At 66.6% G+C, this 15,741-nt stretch carries 15 protein-coding genes; 5 read left to right on the top strand and 10 right to left on the bottom strand.

Features of this window, described 5'->3' with window-relative positions; all coding sequences use genetic code 11:
• Nucleotides 1-255: 255 nt before the first annotated feature.
• Nucleotides 256-642 carry a hemophore-related protein gene (locus tag ACFK0J_RS04275; RefSeq protein WP_378736769.1) on the top strand — a complete coding sequence of 129 codons (387 nt, stop codon included), beginning with the start codon at nt 256-258 and terminating at the stop codon, nt 640-642.
• Nucleotides 643-1,305: 663 nt separating this feature from the next.
• On the opposite strand, the gene ACFK0J_RS04270 is transcribed toward ACFK0J_RS04275, so the two are convergent.
• The 4 genes from ACFK0J_RS04270 to ACFK0J_RS04255 form a co-directional block, all read right to left on the bottom strand.
• Nucleotides 1,306-2,154: a class I SAM-dependent methyltransferase gene (locus tag ACFK0J_RS04270; protein ID WP_378736767.1), complete on the bottom strand. Its 849-nt coding sequence runs from the start codon at nt 2,152-2,154 to the stop codon at nt 1,306-1,308.
• Nucleotides 2,155-2,423: 269 nt separating this feature from the next.
• Entirely contained in the window at nt 2,424-3,449 is a 1,026-nt protein-coding gene (locus ACFK0J_RS04265) for an alpha/beta hydrolase (RefSeq protein ID WP_378742619.1), read from the bottom strand.
• Nucleotides 3,450-3,756: 307 nt separating this feature from the next.
• Complete coding sequence (locus tag ACFK0J_RS04260; RefSeq protein ID WP_378736765.1) at nt 3,757-4,932, bottom strand: lipase family protein; 1,176 nt, start codon at nt 4,930-4,932, stop codon at nt 3,757-3,759.
• 345 nt (nt 4,933-5,277) lie between these two features.
• Nucleotides 5,278-5,709: a MarR family winged helix-turn-helix transcriptional regulator gene (locus tag ACFK0J_RS04255; RefSeq protein ID WP_378736763.1), complete on the bottom strand. Its 432-nt coding sequence runs from the start codon at nt 5,707-5,709 to the stop codon at nt 5,278-5,280.
• Nucleotides 5,710-5,760: 51 nt separating this feature from the next.
• On the opposite strand from ACFK0J_RS04255, the gene ACFK0J_RS04250 reads away from it, so the two are divergent.
• Nucleotides 5,761-6,837: a substrate-binding domain-containing protein gene (locus ACFK0J_RS04250; protein WP_378736761.1), complete on the top strand. Its 1,077-nt coding sequence runs from the start codon at nt 5,761-5,763 to the stop codon at nt 6,835-6,837.
• Between the two features lie 75 nt (nt 6,838-6,912).
• Here the strand turns inward: ACFK0J_RS04250 and purQ are convergent, their stop codons facing one another.
• Together purQ and purS are read right to left on the bottom strand one after the other, a co-directional pair.
• The gene (purQ, locus tag ACFK0J_RS04245) at nt 6,913-7,617 is read right to left on the bottom strand and encodes a phosphoribosylformylglycinamidine synthase subunit PurQ (RefSeq protein WP_378736759.1); all 705 of its coding nucleotides are present in this window, start codon (nt 7,615-7,617) and stop codon (nt 6,913-6,915) included.
• On the bottom strand, nt 7,614-7,850 hold the full coding sequence (gene purS, locus ACFK0J_RS04240) for a phosphoribosylformylglycinamidine synthase subunit PurS (RefSeq protein WP_040730735.1): 237 nt from the start codon (nt 7,848-7,850) through the stop codon (nt 7,614-7,616). Before purS ends, purQ begins: the two co-directional genes overlap by 4 nt.
• A gap of 129 nt (nt 7,851-7,979) precedes the next feature.
• Here purS and ACFK0J_RS04235 point away from each other — a divergent pair, with 129 nt between their 5' ends.
• On the top strand, nt 7,980-8,624 hold the full coding sequence (locus ACFK0J_RS04235; RefSeq protein ID WP_378736757.1) for an MBL fold metallo-hydrolase: 645 nt from the start codon (nt 7,980-7,982) through the stop codon (nt 8,622-8,624).
• Between the two features lie 17 nt (nt 8,625-8,641).
• Here ACFK0J_RS04235 and ACFK0J_RS04230 read toward each other — a convergent pair whose 3' ends face one another.
• The 4 genes from ACFK0J_RS04230 to ACFK0J_RS04215 all read right to left on the bottom strand — a co-directional run bounded on the left by ACFK0J_RS04230 (nt 8,642) and on the right by ACFK0J_RS04215 (nt 13,677).
• The gene (locus ACFK0J_RS04230; protein ID WP_378736754.1) at nt 8,642-10,006 is read right to left on the bottom strand and encodes a dipeptidase; all 1,365 of its coding nucleotides are present in this window, start codon (nt 10,004-10,006) and stop codon (nt 8,642-8,644) included.
• A 293-nt stretch (nt 10,007-10,299) separates the two neighbouring features.
• Nucleotides 10,300-11,001: a DUF2334 domain-containing protein gene (locus tag ACFK0J_RS04225; protein ID WP_378736751.1), complete on the bottom strand. Its 702-nt coding sequence runs from the start codon at nt 10,999-11,001 to the stop codon at nt 10,300-10,302.
• A 154-nt stretch (nt 11,002-11,155) separates the two neighbouring features.
• Nucleotides 11,156-13,330, bottom strand: coding sequence for a S9 family peptidase (locus tag ACFK0J_RS04220; RefSeq protein WP_378736749.1), 2,175 nt, complete (start codon nt 13,328-13,330; stop codon nt 11,156-11,158).
• Between the two features lie 113 nt (nt 13,331-13,443).
• Complete coding sequence (locus ACFK0J_RS04215; protein ID WP_378736747.1) at nt 13,444-13,677, bottom strand: hypothetical protein; 234 nt, start codon at nt 13,675-13,677, stop codon at nt 13,444-13,446.
• A gap of 173 nt (nt 13,678-13,850) precedes the next feature.
• Between ACFK0J_RS04215 and ACFK0J_RS04210 the strand changes: the two genes are divergently transcribed.
• The gene (locus ACFK0J_RS04210; RefSeq protein ID WP_378736745.1) at nt 13,851-15,056 is read left to right on the top strand and encodes a sensor histidine kinase; all 1,206 of its coding nucleotides are present in this window, start codon (nt 13,851-13,853) and stop codon (nt 15,054-15,056) included.
• On the top strand, nt 15,053-15,718 hold the full coding sequence (locus ACFK0J_RS04205; RefSeq protein WP_378736743.1) for a response regulator: 666 nt from the start codon (nt 15,053-15,055) through the stop codon (nt 15,716-15,718). Before ACFK0J_RS04210 ends, ACFK0J_RS04205 begins: the two co-directional genes overlap by 4 nt.
• The last annotated feature ends 23 nt before the right edge of the window (nt 15,719-15,741 follow it).

Here is a 15,741-nt window from a genome sequence, read left to right as displayed (position 1 = left end):
TGCGCTTATGCCGCACATTCTTCCGACTAAATACGACCACCACTTCGGCCGGTCGCGGAACGCGCCGGCCCACCGTACTCCGCTTCGCCATTCTTTCGTCACGGTGACGCCGCTGGATCGTGCATTCGTTCCTGGCGCAATAACTTTCGACGCAATCCACGCGGTTCGTTCTCAGGATGTCGGCACTTTGTTGAGTAGCATCACCGCCGGGTCACCGACCCTGACAGTCAGACCAACTATACGAAGGGTCACTACATGAAGATGCGCAAAACCCGATACACGATCGCCGCTCTCGCCATCGGCGCGGTTTCCGCGGGCACCGCATTGCTCGGGGCCGGCACCGCCGCCGCCAATCCGATCGATGACATGGTGGGCCTGCTGGTGACGAAATGCTCGTTCAGTCAGTTCGACACAGCACTGCACGACGTGGCACCGGAAGCGGCCGCCAAGCTCGATGCCTCGCCGATCCACAAGACAGCACTGGAAATGACGCTCTCAGCGCCTGCCGACCAGCGCGCGGCGATTTTCGGGATGCTGACCAACCACCGAGCGCAGATCGAGGCGATGACCGACACCAGTGCCGCCAACGCCGAATCGGGCGCGGTGATGAGTAAAGTCGCGGCCTCCTGCCACCGTTACTGAGCTCGACCGCACCACCAGCCGGTAATCCTTGGCACGACCGGCTTTTCGGCGATGCCGGTTGAACGAATGTCCAGCGCGGAAATCGAGCGATTGAACGGTTGCTTAGAAAGGTCAGATGTCGCGAAATTTCCGACACGCCGGAACAGTTCAACGTCTGCCAGGCCACACTTGGCATGATCTCTCTTGCTAGACCACACTCAACCGACCAACGAAGGAGTACCTCGTGCTGCTTTCCGTTACTCTCCCCCTCGGCCTCGGCGTCGGCCTCACACTCGCTCTGGTTGTTTCCGCGCTGGGCCTGCTGTAACAGCAGCCGACGGGAAGTCGGAATCTGGCGTACGCAGGAGGAACGCCAGACTCCGCTTTTCCTGAATTCCACACATCCGCTGAGGCGGATTCAGGTCGTTTTTACTGGACCACACCCACCCGAATAAAAAGGAGTACTACCATTATGCTGCTCTCCGTTACCCTCCCCCTCGGCATCGGCCTGGGCGCCGTCGTCGCGATCGCCGTCTCCGCGCTGGGCCTGCTGTAAACCCAGACCTAGAAAATGCGGGGCCGAGCGACTGCAGACGCTCGGCCCTGCATTTCGTTTATGACAGGTTTACCGGAACTATCCGGTGGCCGTACCGATCGGCCCGGCCACCGACAGATGTCGCTACGTCACGACGGGGACAACCGGAGCACACCCGCCCACGGCCGGCCTGCGGTATTGCGAGGGTCCGGCTCGAGCAGCGGAGCGAGCAGCCGCATCTTGAGCGGCAGGCGGCCCGCACGGCGCGCTGTGGTGTACACGGATTCCACGTCCGTTGCCGCCCAACCCCGTTCTTCCAGATATGCGATCGGATCATCCGAGACGAATCGGAACGGCGCATTCTCGAACATGGTTCCGTAAGACTTCTCCATGCCGGTCTGCATCGTCGTATTCATGACGTCCACGATCCACCAGGCGACGTTCGCGGCACGCAGCGCGGCGGCCAGCTCGCTCACCTGCTCGTCCTCCAGGTACTGGATGAGCCCTTCGGCAATGACCAGGGTGTGCGCGGGATCCACCACCGCGGAATCCAGGAACGAGCGCATGGTGGCCGCATCGGACAGGTCCACTTGATGCCGCTCCAACCGGCACTTGGGCGTCTCGTCGGCCAGGAGTTGCTCCTTCTCGGTGAGCAACCGGGGCAGGTCGGCTTCGATCCAGGTCAGCTCAGCGGGCAGGTCGAGGCGGTACGGACGCGTGTCGAGGCCGGCGGCAAGATTCAGCACCCGAGTGCAACCCTGCGCCAATGAATCCTGGATGAGGTCGTCGATGATCTTTGTCCGGACCACGACGCCGAGCCCGCTCCGCACTTTCTTCGGAGCCGCGTTGATTATTTCGTAGCCACTAGGTCCTGCCATGCGATCGGCGAATGGATCACAGATCATCGCGTCTTTTCGGGACGATTCTATGGCCCGATATGCTGCTGCCCATCGTGCCGTGTCGGAAACATCGTTGATCAGGGGCTCTGTAGATACCATGCAGGCAGGATATACGGCTGATCGGCCGGGTTACCGAGCAACGCGGCGTGTCCATCGGGCGAATAGCGGCGTAAATGTTACCTGCTTATACTTCGCATTTTAGCGCCGGAGCGCCGATCTCCTCGGCGGGACCGAGTAGTACATTTCGGACAGCCAGCGGACAAAACTCAGCGGTATCACACGTCCAATACTGAAGCGGGCCGACGGCTATCCGGAGACAACCATCGACCCGCCACAAATTATCTATTACGCAGACCGGCCGAGGCCAGCTACTCCGCCAAACCCATGCTGCGGGACAGGAACGACCAAGACCGCTTGAACTCGTCCTGCCAGTAACCCCACGAATGCGTACCGGAGGCGTAGTGGAAAGTCGCCGGAATACCGAGCGACTCCAGCCGCTGCTGCATATTGCGGGTACAGAAATTGGTGACGGCCTCGATCGCGCCGCCGACCGCGATCTGATTGATCAGCGTCTCGACGCCGAGCTGATTGTCGTCCCCATCGATCTGGGTCCGGCCGCCGCCGAGCTGTTCGGCCCGGCCGTCGATCGTGTCGTATTTGCCCGGGCTGCCGTCGCCCGACGACAGGTACAGATCCAGTCCGCGCAATTTCTCGGCATTGATGTATGCGTCGTTTTCCAGCCATTCGGGCGAGCCGGGCGGGCCCCACATGTTCTCCACGTCGCCGCCGCCCATGCCGACCACGGACTTGACAAAAGCCGTGCCGAGTTTGTCGCTGGTCTGCGCGCAGCCACTGTAGGCGGCCACGGCCTTGTAGAGGCCCGGCTTCGCCATGGGCATCGTGAGCACGCTGGTGCCCGCGGTGGAGATTCCCGCGATGGCATTGACCCCATTGGTGCCGAGGGCCGCATCGATCAGTGGCGGCAACTCTTCGGTCAAATAGGTCTTCCATTTGTTGCGGCCGAGTACCGGATCATCCTTGATCCAGTCCGCGTAGTAGCTGAACGGTCCGCCCACCGGAATCACCAGGTTGGCGTTCTTGTCCGCCATGAACTTCGGAATATCGGTCTGCGCCTGCCACGACGCCAGGCCTTCACCCCCGTCGGCACCATTCAGCAGATAGAGCGTCGGCCGCGGGCGGGAGTTGTCCGCCGGGCGGACGACATCGACCGGAAACGTCTTGTCCATCGCCGCGGAGTGCACCTGCAGCCGGATGCTGTGGTCATCGATTTGTTCGACACCGGTAATGCGCGAACCATCCGGGGACACCGCGTTCGTGGGAATCCCGGATACGCTCGGAGCCGCCGAAGCCGACACCGCGCCGAATCCGGTCATAACACCGACGAGCAGCCCTGCTACCGCGGTACCGGCCACGAATGCGCGGCGGGGCCTACGCCTTTCTACGCTCGGGGAAGTCGATTCCATGGGCACCAGCATCGACCATAGCGGTCTTCTATCGACGCAACGACACACCTTCATAGCGCACTGACCATGCATAACCGGAACCCTTCTGTTTCTACAGATTTCGCCGATTCGGCGCGCACTGGCACCACGCGTTCGGCCGGTATCTCGATGCACTCACGTATTTGACGCACAGAAACTCGGTGGTGCGCGATACACCTCGCACCACTGTCTGGAAACGCTAGTTCTGGCCCGTCGTGGCGGGTTCGATCCGAGCAAGAAAGGTATCGATGGCCGCGAGCATCTCCCGGTTGATCTGGAGGTGCCGGCCCGTACCGACGATCATCTTATAGTCCACTCGATTGGCGGCGAAACGGGCTGCCAATGCCGCGTGCAGCGGCGAGGGTACCGAGATGTCGGTCGCGTTGACCAGCAACAAGATCGGCGCATCGTAGCCACTGGTCGGCAGGCCCAGGTACGCGGCGAGCACATCGTGGAAGTGCTTGTTGGTCAACGGCTTCGACAGCAGCTCGCTGAGCTGGACGGCACCCACGTGTTCGATCATCCGGTCCTGGCACAGCCGGCCGACGGTGTCGAGAACGTCCCGGCCGCGCGGCGTCAGGTAGCTGTCCATATTCGCGTCCGCCCGGGCGGCCCGCAGTCCGGCGAGCACGCTGGAAACGAACACGGTGAGGGCCTGACCGACTTCGCTGGGCAGGTCGGGGCCCCACGGTCCGGCCATCGGCAGCAGGTTCTCCGCGTCGGACGCGGGGTCGATCGCGATCGCGCCGCGGAAGTCGAGCTCCGGGGCGTAGGTCCGTTGCAGGTGGGCGGTTCCCAACGCGGCGTGCCCGCCCTGTGAACCGCCGAGGACCACCCAGGTCCGGGACAACTCGGCAAAGTGCGACCTGGCCGCTCGGACGAGATCGATGGTCGCGGTGGCCTCGGTCTTCAGCTCGAGATAGGGATGCGGGCCGGTGTCGAACCGGCCGAGCCCGAGATAGTCCGGCGCCACCACGGCGAACCCCTTGGACAGAAAGCTCGCCACGAATTTGTCCTCGGCCACGCGTAGCTCGGGCCACGGGCCGCGGGCCGGATCGGACTGGGCGCCACAGCCGGGACCGAGGCCGAAGCTGCCGTGATCGAAGGCGAGAATCGGCCAGCCGCCCTTCGGCGCCGGGCCGGGCGGAATGAGCACCGCACCGCTGGCGGGTTTCGGGGTGCCGTCCGAACCGGTCATCCAGTATTCGACGACCGAGCCATTGCTGACGCCGCGCCAGCCCTCGGGCTGCGGCAGCACCGAGATCACCGTTCCCGCGGTTGCCGCGTACGCCGGTGCCGTGACCACGCCGGATACGAAGCAGACCGCCACCCCGGCCGCCAGGGCCGCGCGTCGTGCCGAACCGAACAATCGCATCGGACACCACTTTCCGTTTCGGCGGAGACGAACGTGCGCGATGGTGCAGATCAAGATCTTGGTCCGAGCGGAACGATAGTACGCGGCAGGAGTCACGGCTTGCGACGCACCAGGCGGGCCGCGAAGCGCCTCGGATACCCGGGAGGACCCCCGCTGTCGAGATGCGCCCCAAACGGCTACACAGACGCCACAGAGCGTCCGCGCATAGCGAGGTTCAGGATTACCGGTACTTCGGATTTACTATGACGGGTGGCCACGTTAATTCCATTTGGCACCGTGCATAGCTGGCCACACGAGCCGTCCGAGAAGGTGCCGGACTGCCGAAAATCATCGGACGAATTCGGCCTACTCAGGGTTCGCGGAAACCAGTTCCAGTAAACGCATGAGTTCGGCATAGCGGCGCGCACCGATTCGCGTCCGCAGTTCCTGCTCCGCCCGTGCCTCCTCGGCGCGCACCGACGAGACCAGCTCCGCACCGAGCCTGCTGAGCCCGATCAGGATCCGCCGGCGGTCGTCCTGAGCCGCGAGCCGGAAGATCAGACCGCGCTCGGCCAGGTAGTCCGCGTGCCGGGTCGCAGAAGACGGCGCTAGCTGTGACCTGGCCGCGAGCTCGCTCATGGTGATGCCGGTCTCACTGGAGAGGTTCGACAACATCGACCATTGGTCGGCCGTGAGCTGCCTGGCACACAGTGCGGCATCCAAGTGACGCAGCCAACCGCGTTCCGCGGCACGCAGCGCACCATGCAGCGTCGAATATCCGCTTACAATGGTCGTCATTGTTATTCCTGCCTGCCATGAATTTCGCTCGAACGAGAAGAAGAGTACCGAATGTCAGCGTTCGGCGAGAGCCCAGAGGGCACTATCGAGATCCTGAACATAGTTCCGATGCAGGGTCCTGGCGGCATCGTGGCTCCTTCCTGCGATGCCGCGATTTCGCTTGCCGTCGACGAAATCAACCGGGGCACAGGAATTCTCGGGCGCGAAATTCGTACTACGAATATTGATGGCGGGCGTCCGCCACACGAGGTGGCGAGCGAGGTTTCCGCGCTACTGGCGACCGGCATGGTGGACGCGATCACCGGCTGGCACACCTCCGCGGTGCGGCTGGCGGTGGCCCGCGCCACCGCGAGCCGGGTGCCCTATTTATTCGCCACCGGACACGAGGGTCTGACCAACGAACTCCCCGGGGTGCTGATGCTCGGCGAGCACCCGGCGGGCCAGACTTTGCCCGCCGTACGCTGGCTCGAGCGTGAGCACGGCGTGCGGCGCTGGGCCATCATCGGCAACGACTACATCTGGCCGCGGGAGTCGGCCAAGGCGATCCGCAACAGCCTGACCGACCCGGACGCCATCGTGCTGGAGCGGTTCGTGCCGCTCGGCGCGCCCGACTTCGGCGACTTCCTGTCCCATCCGGCGCTGGACCGGGCCGACGGCGTGGTGATCCTGATGGTCGGCGCGGATGTGTCCCGGTTCAACCGGCAATTCGCCGCCACCGGACGGGCCGCGTCCCAGCTGCGGATCAGCCCGGCGGCCGACGAGAACGTGTTGCTGGCCGGCGGTCCCGGCGCCAACCACAACTTCTATGTGGCATCCAGCTTCTTCATCGACGAACACACGCCGGACGGCCGAGAGCGGGTATCGCGCTATCGCAAGCTGCACGGTGAATTCGCGCCCGCACTCACCAGTTTCAGCAACATGACCTACGAGGCCATCCACACGCTGGCCGGACTCGCGCACGCGGTGGGCTCACTGCGAGTGCCCGACGTCCTCGGCGCGATCGACCACGGTGTGCTGCTCGAAACCCCCGGTGGGCAGCGCGCTTTCCAAGGCAACCAAGCGATCCAGCACGGCTACATCGCCCGCGCAAACGGCGTCGAGTTCGACATAGTCGCCAGAATTACTTGAGTTTTCGGCCGCGTGGCCGCGAACGCGCTCGTAAGACTCGCGCTGTGGTGGTTGGATGGCGAAGGATCGGCTCGATCAAGCCGTGACGAGGGTGTCCAGCACCGAGAGGAAGAGGCCGAGGCCGTCGTCGCTGGGGCCGGTGAGGGGTTCGGTGGCGTGTTCGGGGTGTGGCATGAGGCCGACGATGCGGCCGTCGGCGGAGGCGATGCCGGCGATGCCGCGCTGTGAGCCGTTCGGGTTCTCGCCCGCGTAGCGGAAGACCACTCGGCCTTCGCCTTCGAGCTCGTCGAGGACGGCGGTGCTGGCCTGGAAGCGGCCCTCGCCGGACTTGAGCGGGACCAGGATCTGGGCACCCGGCTCGTAGCGCGAGGTCCACACGGTCGACGCCGATTCCACCCGCAGCCATTCGTCGCGGCAGATGAAGTGCAGGCCCTCGTTGCGGGTCAGTGCACCGGGCAGCAGGCCGGCTTCGCACAGCACCTGGAAGCCGTTGCAGATGCCGAGCACCGGCAGGCCGGTCTTCGCGGCGCGCACGACCTCGCCCATCACCGGCGCGAACCGGGCGATGGCACCGGCGCGCAGGTAGTCACCGTAGGAGAAGCCGCCGGGCACGACGACCGCGTCGACCTGCTTCAGATCGGCGTCGGCGTGCCAGAGGCTGACCGCCTCGGCGCCCGCCAGCCGCACCGCCCGTGCCGCGTCGACATCGTCGAGCGTGCCGGGAAAAGTGATCACCCCGATACGCGCGGCTGTGGTCGATGGCTCGCTGCGCTCACTCATGGCAGCCGCGTTACCTTCCACTCCTCGATCACCGTGTTGCACAGCAGCGATTCGGCGATCTGTTCGAGCTCGGCGTCCCCGACACTGTCGTCGACGTCGAGTTCGAATCGCTTGCCCTGCCGTACATCCGAGATGCCCTCGAATCCCAGGCGCGGGAGCGCACCGACGATGGCCTGTCCCTGGGGGTCCAGGATCTCGGCCTTCGGCATCACCTCGACCACGACTCGTGCCACGCGTTGCTCCTCATGTGGTGGTGGGGGGTTACCTGAGCAGCGTAGTTGTGCTGGTTGCCCGCGGCGTCTCCGGGGTCGGCCAAAATTCCGCTCCGTGCCCGAATTCCCGCCGCGCAATAACATGGCGGGATGCGCATAGCTCACTTCGGCCACTCCTGTCTGCTCGTCGAGCTACACGGCAAGAAGGTGCTGTTCGATCCGGGCACCTTCTCGCACGGCTTCGAGGGCCTCACCGGTCTGGACGCCATCGCGATCACCCACCAGCATCCCGACCACATCGACCCGAACCGGATCGAGGCACTGGTCGAGGCGAATCCCGGCGCCCGGCTGCTGGCCGACCCGCAGACCGCGCAGCAGCGCGGCGAGCCGTGGGAGGCGGTGCACGCGGGCAACGTGCTCACGCTCGGCGACCTGCGGATCACCGGGGGCGGCGGCAGGCACGCGGTGATTCACCCAGAGCTGCCGGTCATCGACAACACCGTGTTCCAGCTGGGCACCCCGGACGATCCGGCACAGCTGGTGCATCCGGGCGACTCGCTGTGGGTGCCACCGGTCCCGGTCGGCGTGCTCGCCATCCCGGCGGCGGCGCCGTGGATGCGGATCAGCGAGGCGGTGGACTATTTACGGGCGGTCGCGCCGCGCACCGCGCTGCCGATCCACTACGGCATCATCGCGCCGGAGGCACAGGGCATCTACTTCGGCAGATTGTCCGAAATGGGCCCGGCCGGAACGGAATTCACCGTCGTGGAGCCGGAAGACCAGCGCGAGTTCTAGCGCGGTCGCAGCGGTAGTTACCCGGGTTGTTCGGCGTAGTTCAGCAAGAACAGTGCCTCGGCGAGCGCCATATGCTCGATTTCGGCGGGATCCACGCTCTCGTTGGGAGCGTGGATCAGGCACTTCGGTTCCTCCACACCGAGCAGCATGATCTCGGCGGCCGGGTAGGTGTCGGCGAAGACGTTGCACAGCGGAATCGATCCGCCCTGGCCCTGGGTGGTGGCCGCGCGGCCGTACGAGGCCGCCAGCGCCGCCTCCATCGCCTCGCGCGCCGGACCGCCACTGCCGGACCGGAACGGCGCGCCACTGCCCTCCAGTTCGATGGTGAGCTCGGCATTCCACGGGGTGTTCGCCTCGAGATGCGCGACCAGCGCCTTGTGCGCCTGGACCGGATCGGTGCCCGGCGGAATGCGCAGATTGAGCCTGGCACGAGCCGACGGCTGGATGGCGGCGGCCGAGCCGACCACCGGTGGGGCGTCGATGCCGAGGACGGTCAATGCCGGTCGGGCCCAGAGCATGTCGGCAATCGAGCCGTCACCGGTGAACTCCACGCCGCGCAGCACGCCCGCGTCGGTGCCGAACTGCTCCTCCGGGTACTGCACACCCGGCCAGCGCTGATCATTGGGCAGTCCGGCCACCGTGGTGTTGCCGTGTTCGTCGCGCAGCGTGGCGAGCAGATGGATCAGCGCGGCGAGTGCGTCCGGCGCCGGTCCGCCGAACATGCCGGAATGCAAAGGGCCCGCGAGGGTTCGCACGGTGACGAGGACATTCACGTTGCCGCGCAACGTTTCCGTCAGCGTCGGCACGCCCGCGGCGAAGTTTCCGCAGTCGCCGATCAGAATGGCGTCGGCGCGCAACAACTCCGGGTTGGCCTCGACGAAGCGCTCCAGCCCGCCGGTGGACTGTTCCTCGGATCCCTCGGCGACCACCATGACGCCCAACGGCAGCTCGGGACCCAGCGCCCGCAGCGCGGTCAGATGCATGACGATATTGCCCTTGCAGTCGGCGCTGCCGCGGCCGTACCAGCGCCCGTTCTTCTCGGTCAGCTCCCACACCGGCGTGCGCCAGGCCGCGCTGTCCAGCGGCGGCTGCACGTCGTAGTGGCAGTACAGCAGCACGGTCGGCGCGCCCGGGGGGGCCGGGTTGGCGGCGATGACGGCCTTGCTGCCGTCCGGCGTCTCGTGCAACCCGACCCTGGTCAGTCCGGCCGCGGCGAACGCGTCGGCGACCCACTGCGCGGCCCGCTCGCACTCCTCCGGCGGGAACTGGCGCGGGTCGGCCACCGATTTGAACGAAACAAGCTGTGTCAGATCGGTTTTCGCCTGCGGCATCAGCGCGGCCACCTTCGCGCGTAGCTCGGCGGTGCGGGAATCGTCGGTCATTGCCAGCGCCTCACTTCTTCGTGTTGTCGCACACCTGGTCAAGGATGCCGAGACGGTTCGGACAGGGCGGCGGCAGCGCCGCTCGTCCACTGTGGCACGAACCGATCAGTACGAAGGTTGAAATGTAGTCGACCGAACGGTCCGTGTCGCCCGAGTTCGACCGGCGCCCGGCCTGTCGCCGCGCACCGCCGCCCGATTACGCCATTCACGAGCGGCGGCGCCGATCGGCCACGCTCGGCGGTGCCGATCACCACCCGGTCGCGGTGCCCGACCACACCACGCCGCGGCGTTTGTCAGGCCGCGCGCGCGATGGCGGGCGGCTCCCAGCGGTAGACCCGACCGAGCGCACCGTGGAACAGGGCGAGATCGACCGCGTCGAGCATCGCCTGGTGCGGTCCGGAGCGCTCCAACTGTGCGGCCGAAACCGCAAGGCGCAGTAAGCCACCGCGCCGCGCGGTGCGTGCGGCGCCCATCACCAGCGCCCGGCACCACCACGGTTCGGCGCGGAAGCCCTCGCCGATGCCGTACACCCGAACCTTCTGCGCCACATTGTGTTCCAGGTCCAGGATGGAGGTCAGGCCGAGCGCGACCCGGAAACCGACCTCGGGCAGCGCCTCGATGGCGCCCGCCGAGGCGTCCCAACGCGGGGCGGCGAACAGCCTGGTGCGCAACTCGACCTGCTCCATCACCCGGTCCGCCGCGGTGAGCCGCAGCCGGGCCTCATGCCTGGGCAGCGTGGCGAATTCGGCGCGGCGGCGCTTGGTCGCCGCCTGGTCGTAGCCGTGTAGCACGATCGCGTCGCCGCGGGCCCGGCGCCCGCGCAGCCACGCCTGCGTCGCGGGGTCGTCGACCAGTCGGTACTTGCCTTTCAACCGGGGCGCCACGAGCAGCGACAGTGGCACGCCGCGCTGATCCATCTCGGCGGCGAACTGGATCGCCGCGTCCCGAGTGGTGTCCCTGATCCCGGAAATCGATACGATCAGCTCAGCGTTCATGAACTCACGGTGCCAGGGTCAGATGTACTGGACGTGCAGGTGGGATGACCGTGCGACGAACACCCTGACACACGTTCTCTTCGCACCACACGTGTTCTGCGGCAGCGTGCCGGAATGCTGGTGACCGGTCTGCTCGACCGGCCACCAGTTGGGATCAGGCGTCGGCGAGGCCGACCCGGTCCAGCACCCAGGCGTACTCGAAGGCGACTTCCTTCCACTTCTCGTACCGGCCACTGACGCCGCCGTGGCCCGCACTCATCTCGGTCTTGAGCAGCAGCGGCGCGTCACCGGTCTTGGTCGCGCGCAGTTTCGCGACCCACTTGGCCGGTTCGACGTAGAGCACCCGGGTGTCGTTGAGGCTGGTGATGGCCAGGATGGCCGGGTAGTCCTTGGCTTCGATGTTCTCGTAGGGGGCGTAGGACTTCATGTAGTCGTAGACCTCCTTGTCCGCCAGCGGGTTACCCCACTCGTCCCATTCGATGACGGTCAGCGGCAACGACGGGTCGAGGATCGAGGTGAGCGGATCCACGAACGGAACATTCGCCAGGATGCCCGCGAACAGCTCCGGGGCCAGGTTCGCCACCGCGCCCATCAGCAGGCCGCCCGCGCTGCCGCCGTCGGCGATCAGCCGGTCCGCCGAGGTGACGCCGGTGTCGATCAGATGCTTTGCGCACGAGACGAAATCGGTGAAGGTGTTCTTCTTGGTGAGGGTCTTGCCGTGCTCGTACCAGAGTCGGCCCATCTCGCCGCCGCCGCGCACGTGCGCTACCGCGAACACCATGCCGCGATCCAGTAGCGACAGCCGGGAGACGGAGAAGGACGGGTCCATGCTGGCCTCATAGGAGCCGTACCCGTAGAGCAGCAAGGGCTTCGGCGCGTCCACCGCGACGTTCTTCTTCCACACCAGTGAGATCGGGATCCGGGTGCCGTCCCCGGCGACCGCCCAATCCCGGTGCTGCTCATAGTCGTTCGCGTCGTACCCGCCGAGCACCGGCTGCTCCTTGCGCAGCAGCAGGTCGCCGGTGGCGGGCACATAGTCGAACACCTGGACCGGGGTGATGAACGAGGTGAGCCCGATGCGCAAGGTGGGCTGCGCCCACTCGGGGTTCGCGCCCGCGCCGACCGCGAAGAGCTCCAGGTCGAATTCGAGCTCGCTCCGCTCGCCGTAGCCGTCCTCGGTCAGCGGCCAGATCGCGACGCGGGTCAGCGCTTCCCGCCGGTAGCTCAGCACCAGGTGATCGGCGAAGGCGTCGATGTCCTCCAGCCGCACGTCGTCGCGGTGCCCGATGAGCAGCGTCAGGTTCGACGGATCGGCGACCGGGGCGTCGGCGAGCACGAAGTTCTCCGCCTTGACGCCGTCGACGACGTCGTTGTGCAAGATCAGGAACCGGTCCTCCCCACCGACCACGGCGTGCTCGGCCGAGTATTCGACCCCCTCGCGCCGCGGCAGGATGACCCGGAATTCGCCCTCTGGGTTGTCGGATTCGAGCACCCAGCCCTCTGTGGTGATCTTGGAGCCGACCCAGATCATCAGATACCGCTCCGAGCGGGTCGAGGTGATGCTCACCCAGTAGCGCTCGTCGGGCTCGTGGAAGACCTTCACGTCGGTGTCGGTCGGGGCGCCGAGGCGGTGTCGCCACACGGTGTCGGGTCGCCAGGATTCGTCGACCGTCTGATAGAAGACGTGCGTACCGTCCAGCGACCAGGTCGCGCCCGGCGCGGTCTCGGCGATCTCGTCCGGCAGCATCTCCCCGGTGCGCAGGTCCTTGAAGCGCAACACGTACCGCTCGTCACCGACGGTGTCCACCGAGTACGCGAGCAGGTTGCCGTCATGGCTCAGCGAGAAGGCGCCGAGTGCGAAGAAATCGTGTCCCTCGGCGACCTCGTTGCTGTCCAGCAGCACCTGTTCGCCCGGCACCGCGGTCCCGGCCTCGAGTTGCGGCGGGGTCCACGCGTCGATGCCCTCGGCATCGGCGGCGATCGGGCACCGGCAGTGCACGCCGTACTGTTTGCCCTCGAAGCTGCGCGAGTAGTACCAGTAGTCGCCCATCCTGGTCGGCACGGACAGGTCCGTCTCCTGGGTGCGCGACTTGATCTCGTCGAAGATCGTCTCGCGCAGCTGCGCCAGGTGTGCGGTCTGCGCCTCGGTGTAGGCGTTCTCCGCCTCCAGGTGGGCGATGACCTCGGGGTTGTCCTTGTCCCGCAGCCACTCGTACTCGTCGACGAACACATCGCCGTGGTGTACGCGTTCGGTGGGCACCGTCTTGGCGATCGGCGCCGCCACCCCGTCCAAGTCTGAGATCGTTCCGGTACCGCTGTCGAGAGCCATGCGCTCCACCGTAGCTGCGGGCACCGCACCCGTCCCAGCAGGACCCGGCAACACCGCTGATCAGCTGGCGCCCTGCGGGATCACGGTCCCACCGGCCTAGCGCGGCGGCCGGTTCACTCGCCGAACGCCTTCGCTCGGTTGTTGGCGCGGTCCGCGAGCACCGCGCCGACGGCCGCTATGCCGATAAGGACCGCGAGCTGGCCGGTCCAGCCGCCCGGCACCCAGTCGAGGAGGCCCCAGACCTGGGATTTGCGGTGGTCGATGAGCAGGCGGATGACGGCTTGGGCCGAAGCGACCAGCAAGACTATGCCGACGATCTGTAGTCCGACCCAAACGTTCTTGCCCATCACATTCTCCGTTTCGTGTTGCTGGTGAGGTGCTGCCTGTCGATTCCCATCGTTGCTCTGGCGCACGTCACAGCACATCGGCCAGCGGTCGACGGTCGATTCATCCTTTGGTCGATCGGAATTCGCCCTGGCGGCCGATGCGCGGGTGGACAGCCGCCACCTACAGTCGCGGGATGTCCACCGCACCGCTGTCGTCGGCGCCGCCGCTGCGGCCGTGGTCGCACGCCTGGCGGCTGGCGGCCGCGGCCGCCATCGGTCTGCTGGCCTGGTCCGGCGCCAACGCGGAGATGGCGCCGCTCGACGGGGCGTTGCTGACCTGGTTCCACGTCGGCGACCCGCTGCTCGGCGTGGCATGCATCCTGCTCACGCTGTGGCGGCGGCGGTATCCGGTGCCGATCGCGGTGATCGTCATGGTGGCGTCCACCGCCTCGGTGAGCGCCAACGGCGCCGCGGCGCTGGTGCTGTGTTCGCTGGCCACCCGGCGGCGCTATCCCGAAACGATCGCGCTGTCCGTCGTCTGCATCGGCACCGGCCTGCTCACCGACAGCCTGGTCTACCCGAAACGTCCTGATGCGCAGCCAGATTGGTACGGGCCGTCGGTGCTGACGGTCAGTGTCGCCGCGATTGTCGCGATCGGCTTCGCGGTCGGTGCGCGGCGAGATCTGGTGTGGTCGTTGCGTTCTCGCGCCGAGACCGCCGAGCGCGAGCAACACGCCAGGGCCGCCGAGGCCCGGCTGCTGGAACGCAACCGCATCGCGCGGGAAATGCACGACGTACTGGCGCACCGGATCTCGGTGGTGGCGATGCACGCCGGTGCGCTCGGTTTCCGCACCGATCTGACCCGAGAGCAGACCACCGCGACGGCGAAGACCATTGCCGAGAACGCCCATCTCGCGCTACAGGAGCTGCGTGAGGTACTCGGCGTGCTGCGTACCAGCGACGACACCGCGCTCACCGCCACCCCCGAACCGCCACAGCCCACGCTCGCCGATCTCACCCGGCTGGTCGACGAGGCACGCGCCGCGGGCATGGACGTGTCGATGACCGACACCACGACGGCCGACCTGCCGGCGACGAGCGCGCGCACGGCGTACCGCATCGCCCAGGAGGGGCTGACCAACGCGCGCAAGCACGCCCCCGGCGCCTCGGTCCGGGTGTGCGTCGACGGCGGGCCCGGCCACGATTTGATCGTCGACGTCGGCAACGCCGCCCCGGTGCGCGCCGGTCTCTCGCTGCCGTCCTCCGGCTACGGACTGCTCGGACTCACCGAACGCGCCGAATTAGTCGGCGGCACACTCGATTACGGTCCCGATCCGGCGGGCGGATTCCACTTGCGCGCCACGTTGCCGTGGCCGGTTGACGCGGAGGGCGACAGGTGAATGCCCGCATCCGCGTGGTCGTCGTGGACGACGAGCCGCTGGCCCGCTCGGCGCTGACGCTGATCCTCGGCGGCGACCCGGAGTTGGAACTGGTCGGCGAGGCCGCCGACGGCGAGCAAGCGCAGGCGGTGGTCCGCGAGCAGGCACCCGACGTCGTGCTGATGGATATCCGGATGCCGGTGCGCGACGGCCTCGATGCCACCCGCGAGTTGCTGAGCCACGCCGATCCGCCGCGCGTGCTGGTGCTGACCACGTTCGACGCCGATGACATGGTGCTGCGCGCACTGCGGATCGGGGCGCACGGATTCCTGCTCAAGGACACCCCGCCCGCCGATATCGTCGCCGCGGTCAAACAGGTCGCGGCGGGGCGCCCGATGCTCTCGCCGAGTGTTATCGCGCAACTGATCTCGGTCGCCACCGCCGCGCCGAGCGAGGACGGCCAGGCCCGCGAACACGCCCGCCGCGCACTGAGCACGCTGACCGATCGGGAACGCGATATCGCCGAGGCCATCGGTCGCGGCTTGGCCAACTCCGAGATCGCCAAGGAACTGCATCTCAGTGTCGCGACGGTGAAATCGCATATCAGCAGGCTGCTGGCCAAGCTCGATGCCGAAAACCGGGTCCAGATCGCCATTTTCGTGCTGAACGCTGGCCGCGACTGAGGAAATCAGTTGTGCCCGTGCGG

This window comes from Nocardia brasiliensis (assembly GCF_042691675.1).
GTDB lineage: Bacteria > Actinomycetota > Actinomycetes > Mycobacteriales > Mycobacteriaceae > Nocardia > Nocardia brasiliensis_D.
The sequence above is the reverse complement of the archived record's forward strand: the minus strand, read 5'-3'. Positions and strand labels throughout refer to the sequence as shown.

Excerpts from the sequence above, each read along its gene's own strand:
- purQ (WP_378736759.1), bottom strand. The coding sequence starts at position 7,617 with ATGAGTGAGCGCAGCGAGCCATCGACCACAGCCGCGCGTATCGGGGTG.
- ACFK0J_RS04270 (WP_378736767.1), bottom strand. The coding sequence starts at position 2,154 with ATGGTATCTACAGAGCCCCTGATCAACGATGTTTCCGACACGGCACGA.
- ACFK0J_RS04250 (WP_378736761.1), top strand. The coding sequence starts at position 5,761 with ATGTCAGCGTTCGGCGAGAGCCCAGAGGGCACTATCGAGATCCTGAAC.
- ACFK0J_RS04255 (WP_378736763.1), bottom strand. The coding sequence starts at position 5,709 with ATGACGACCATTGTAAGCGGATATTCGACGCTGCATGGTGCGCTGCGT.
- ACFK0J_RS04215 (WP_378736747.1), bottom strand. The coding sequence starts at position 13,677 with ATGGGCAAGAACGTTTGGGTCGGACTACAGATCGTCGGCATAGTCTTG.
- ACFK0J_RS04265 (WP_378742619.1), bottom strand. The coding sequence starts at position 3,449 with ATGACCGGATTCGGCGCGGTGTCGGCTTCGGCGGCTCCGAGCGTATCC.
- ACFK0J_RS04260 (WP_378736765.1), bottom strand. The coding sequence starts at position 4,932 with ATGCGATTGTTCGGTTCGGCACGACGCGCGGCCCTGGCGGCCGGGGTG.
- ACFK0J_RS04210 (WP_378736745.1), top strand. The coding sequence starts at position 13,851 with ATGTCCACCGCACCGCTGTCGTCGGCGCCGCCGCTGCGGCCGTGGTCG.
- ACFK0J_RS04220 (WP_378736749.1), bottom strand. The coding sequence starts at position 13,330 with ATGGCTCTCGACAGCGGTACCGGAACGATCTCAGACTTGGACGGGGTG.
- ACFK0J_RS04235 (WP_378736757.1), top strand. The coding sequence starts at position 7,980 with ATGCGCATAGCTCACTTCGGCCACTCCTGTCTGCTCGTCGAGCTACAC.
- ACFK0J_RS04230 (WP_378736754.1), bottom strand. The coding sequence starts at position 10,006 with ATGACCGACGATTCCCGCACCGCCGAGCTACGCGCGAAGGTGGCCGCG.
- ACFK0J_RS04275 (WP_378736769.1), top strand. The coding sequence starts at position 256 with ATGAAGATGCGCAAAACCCGATACACGATCGCCGCTCTCGCCATCGGC.
- ACFK0J_RS04225 (WP_378736751.1), bottom strand. The coding sequence starts at position 11,001 with ATGAACGCTGAGCTGATCGTATCGATTTCCGGGATCAGGGACACCACT.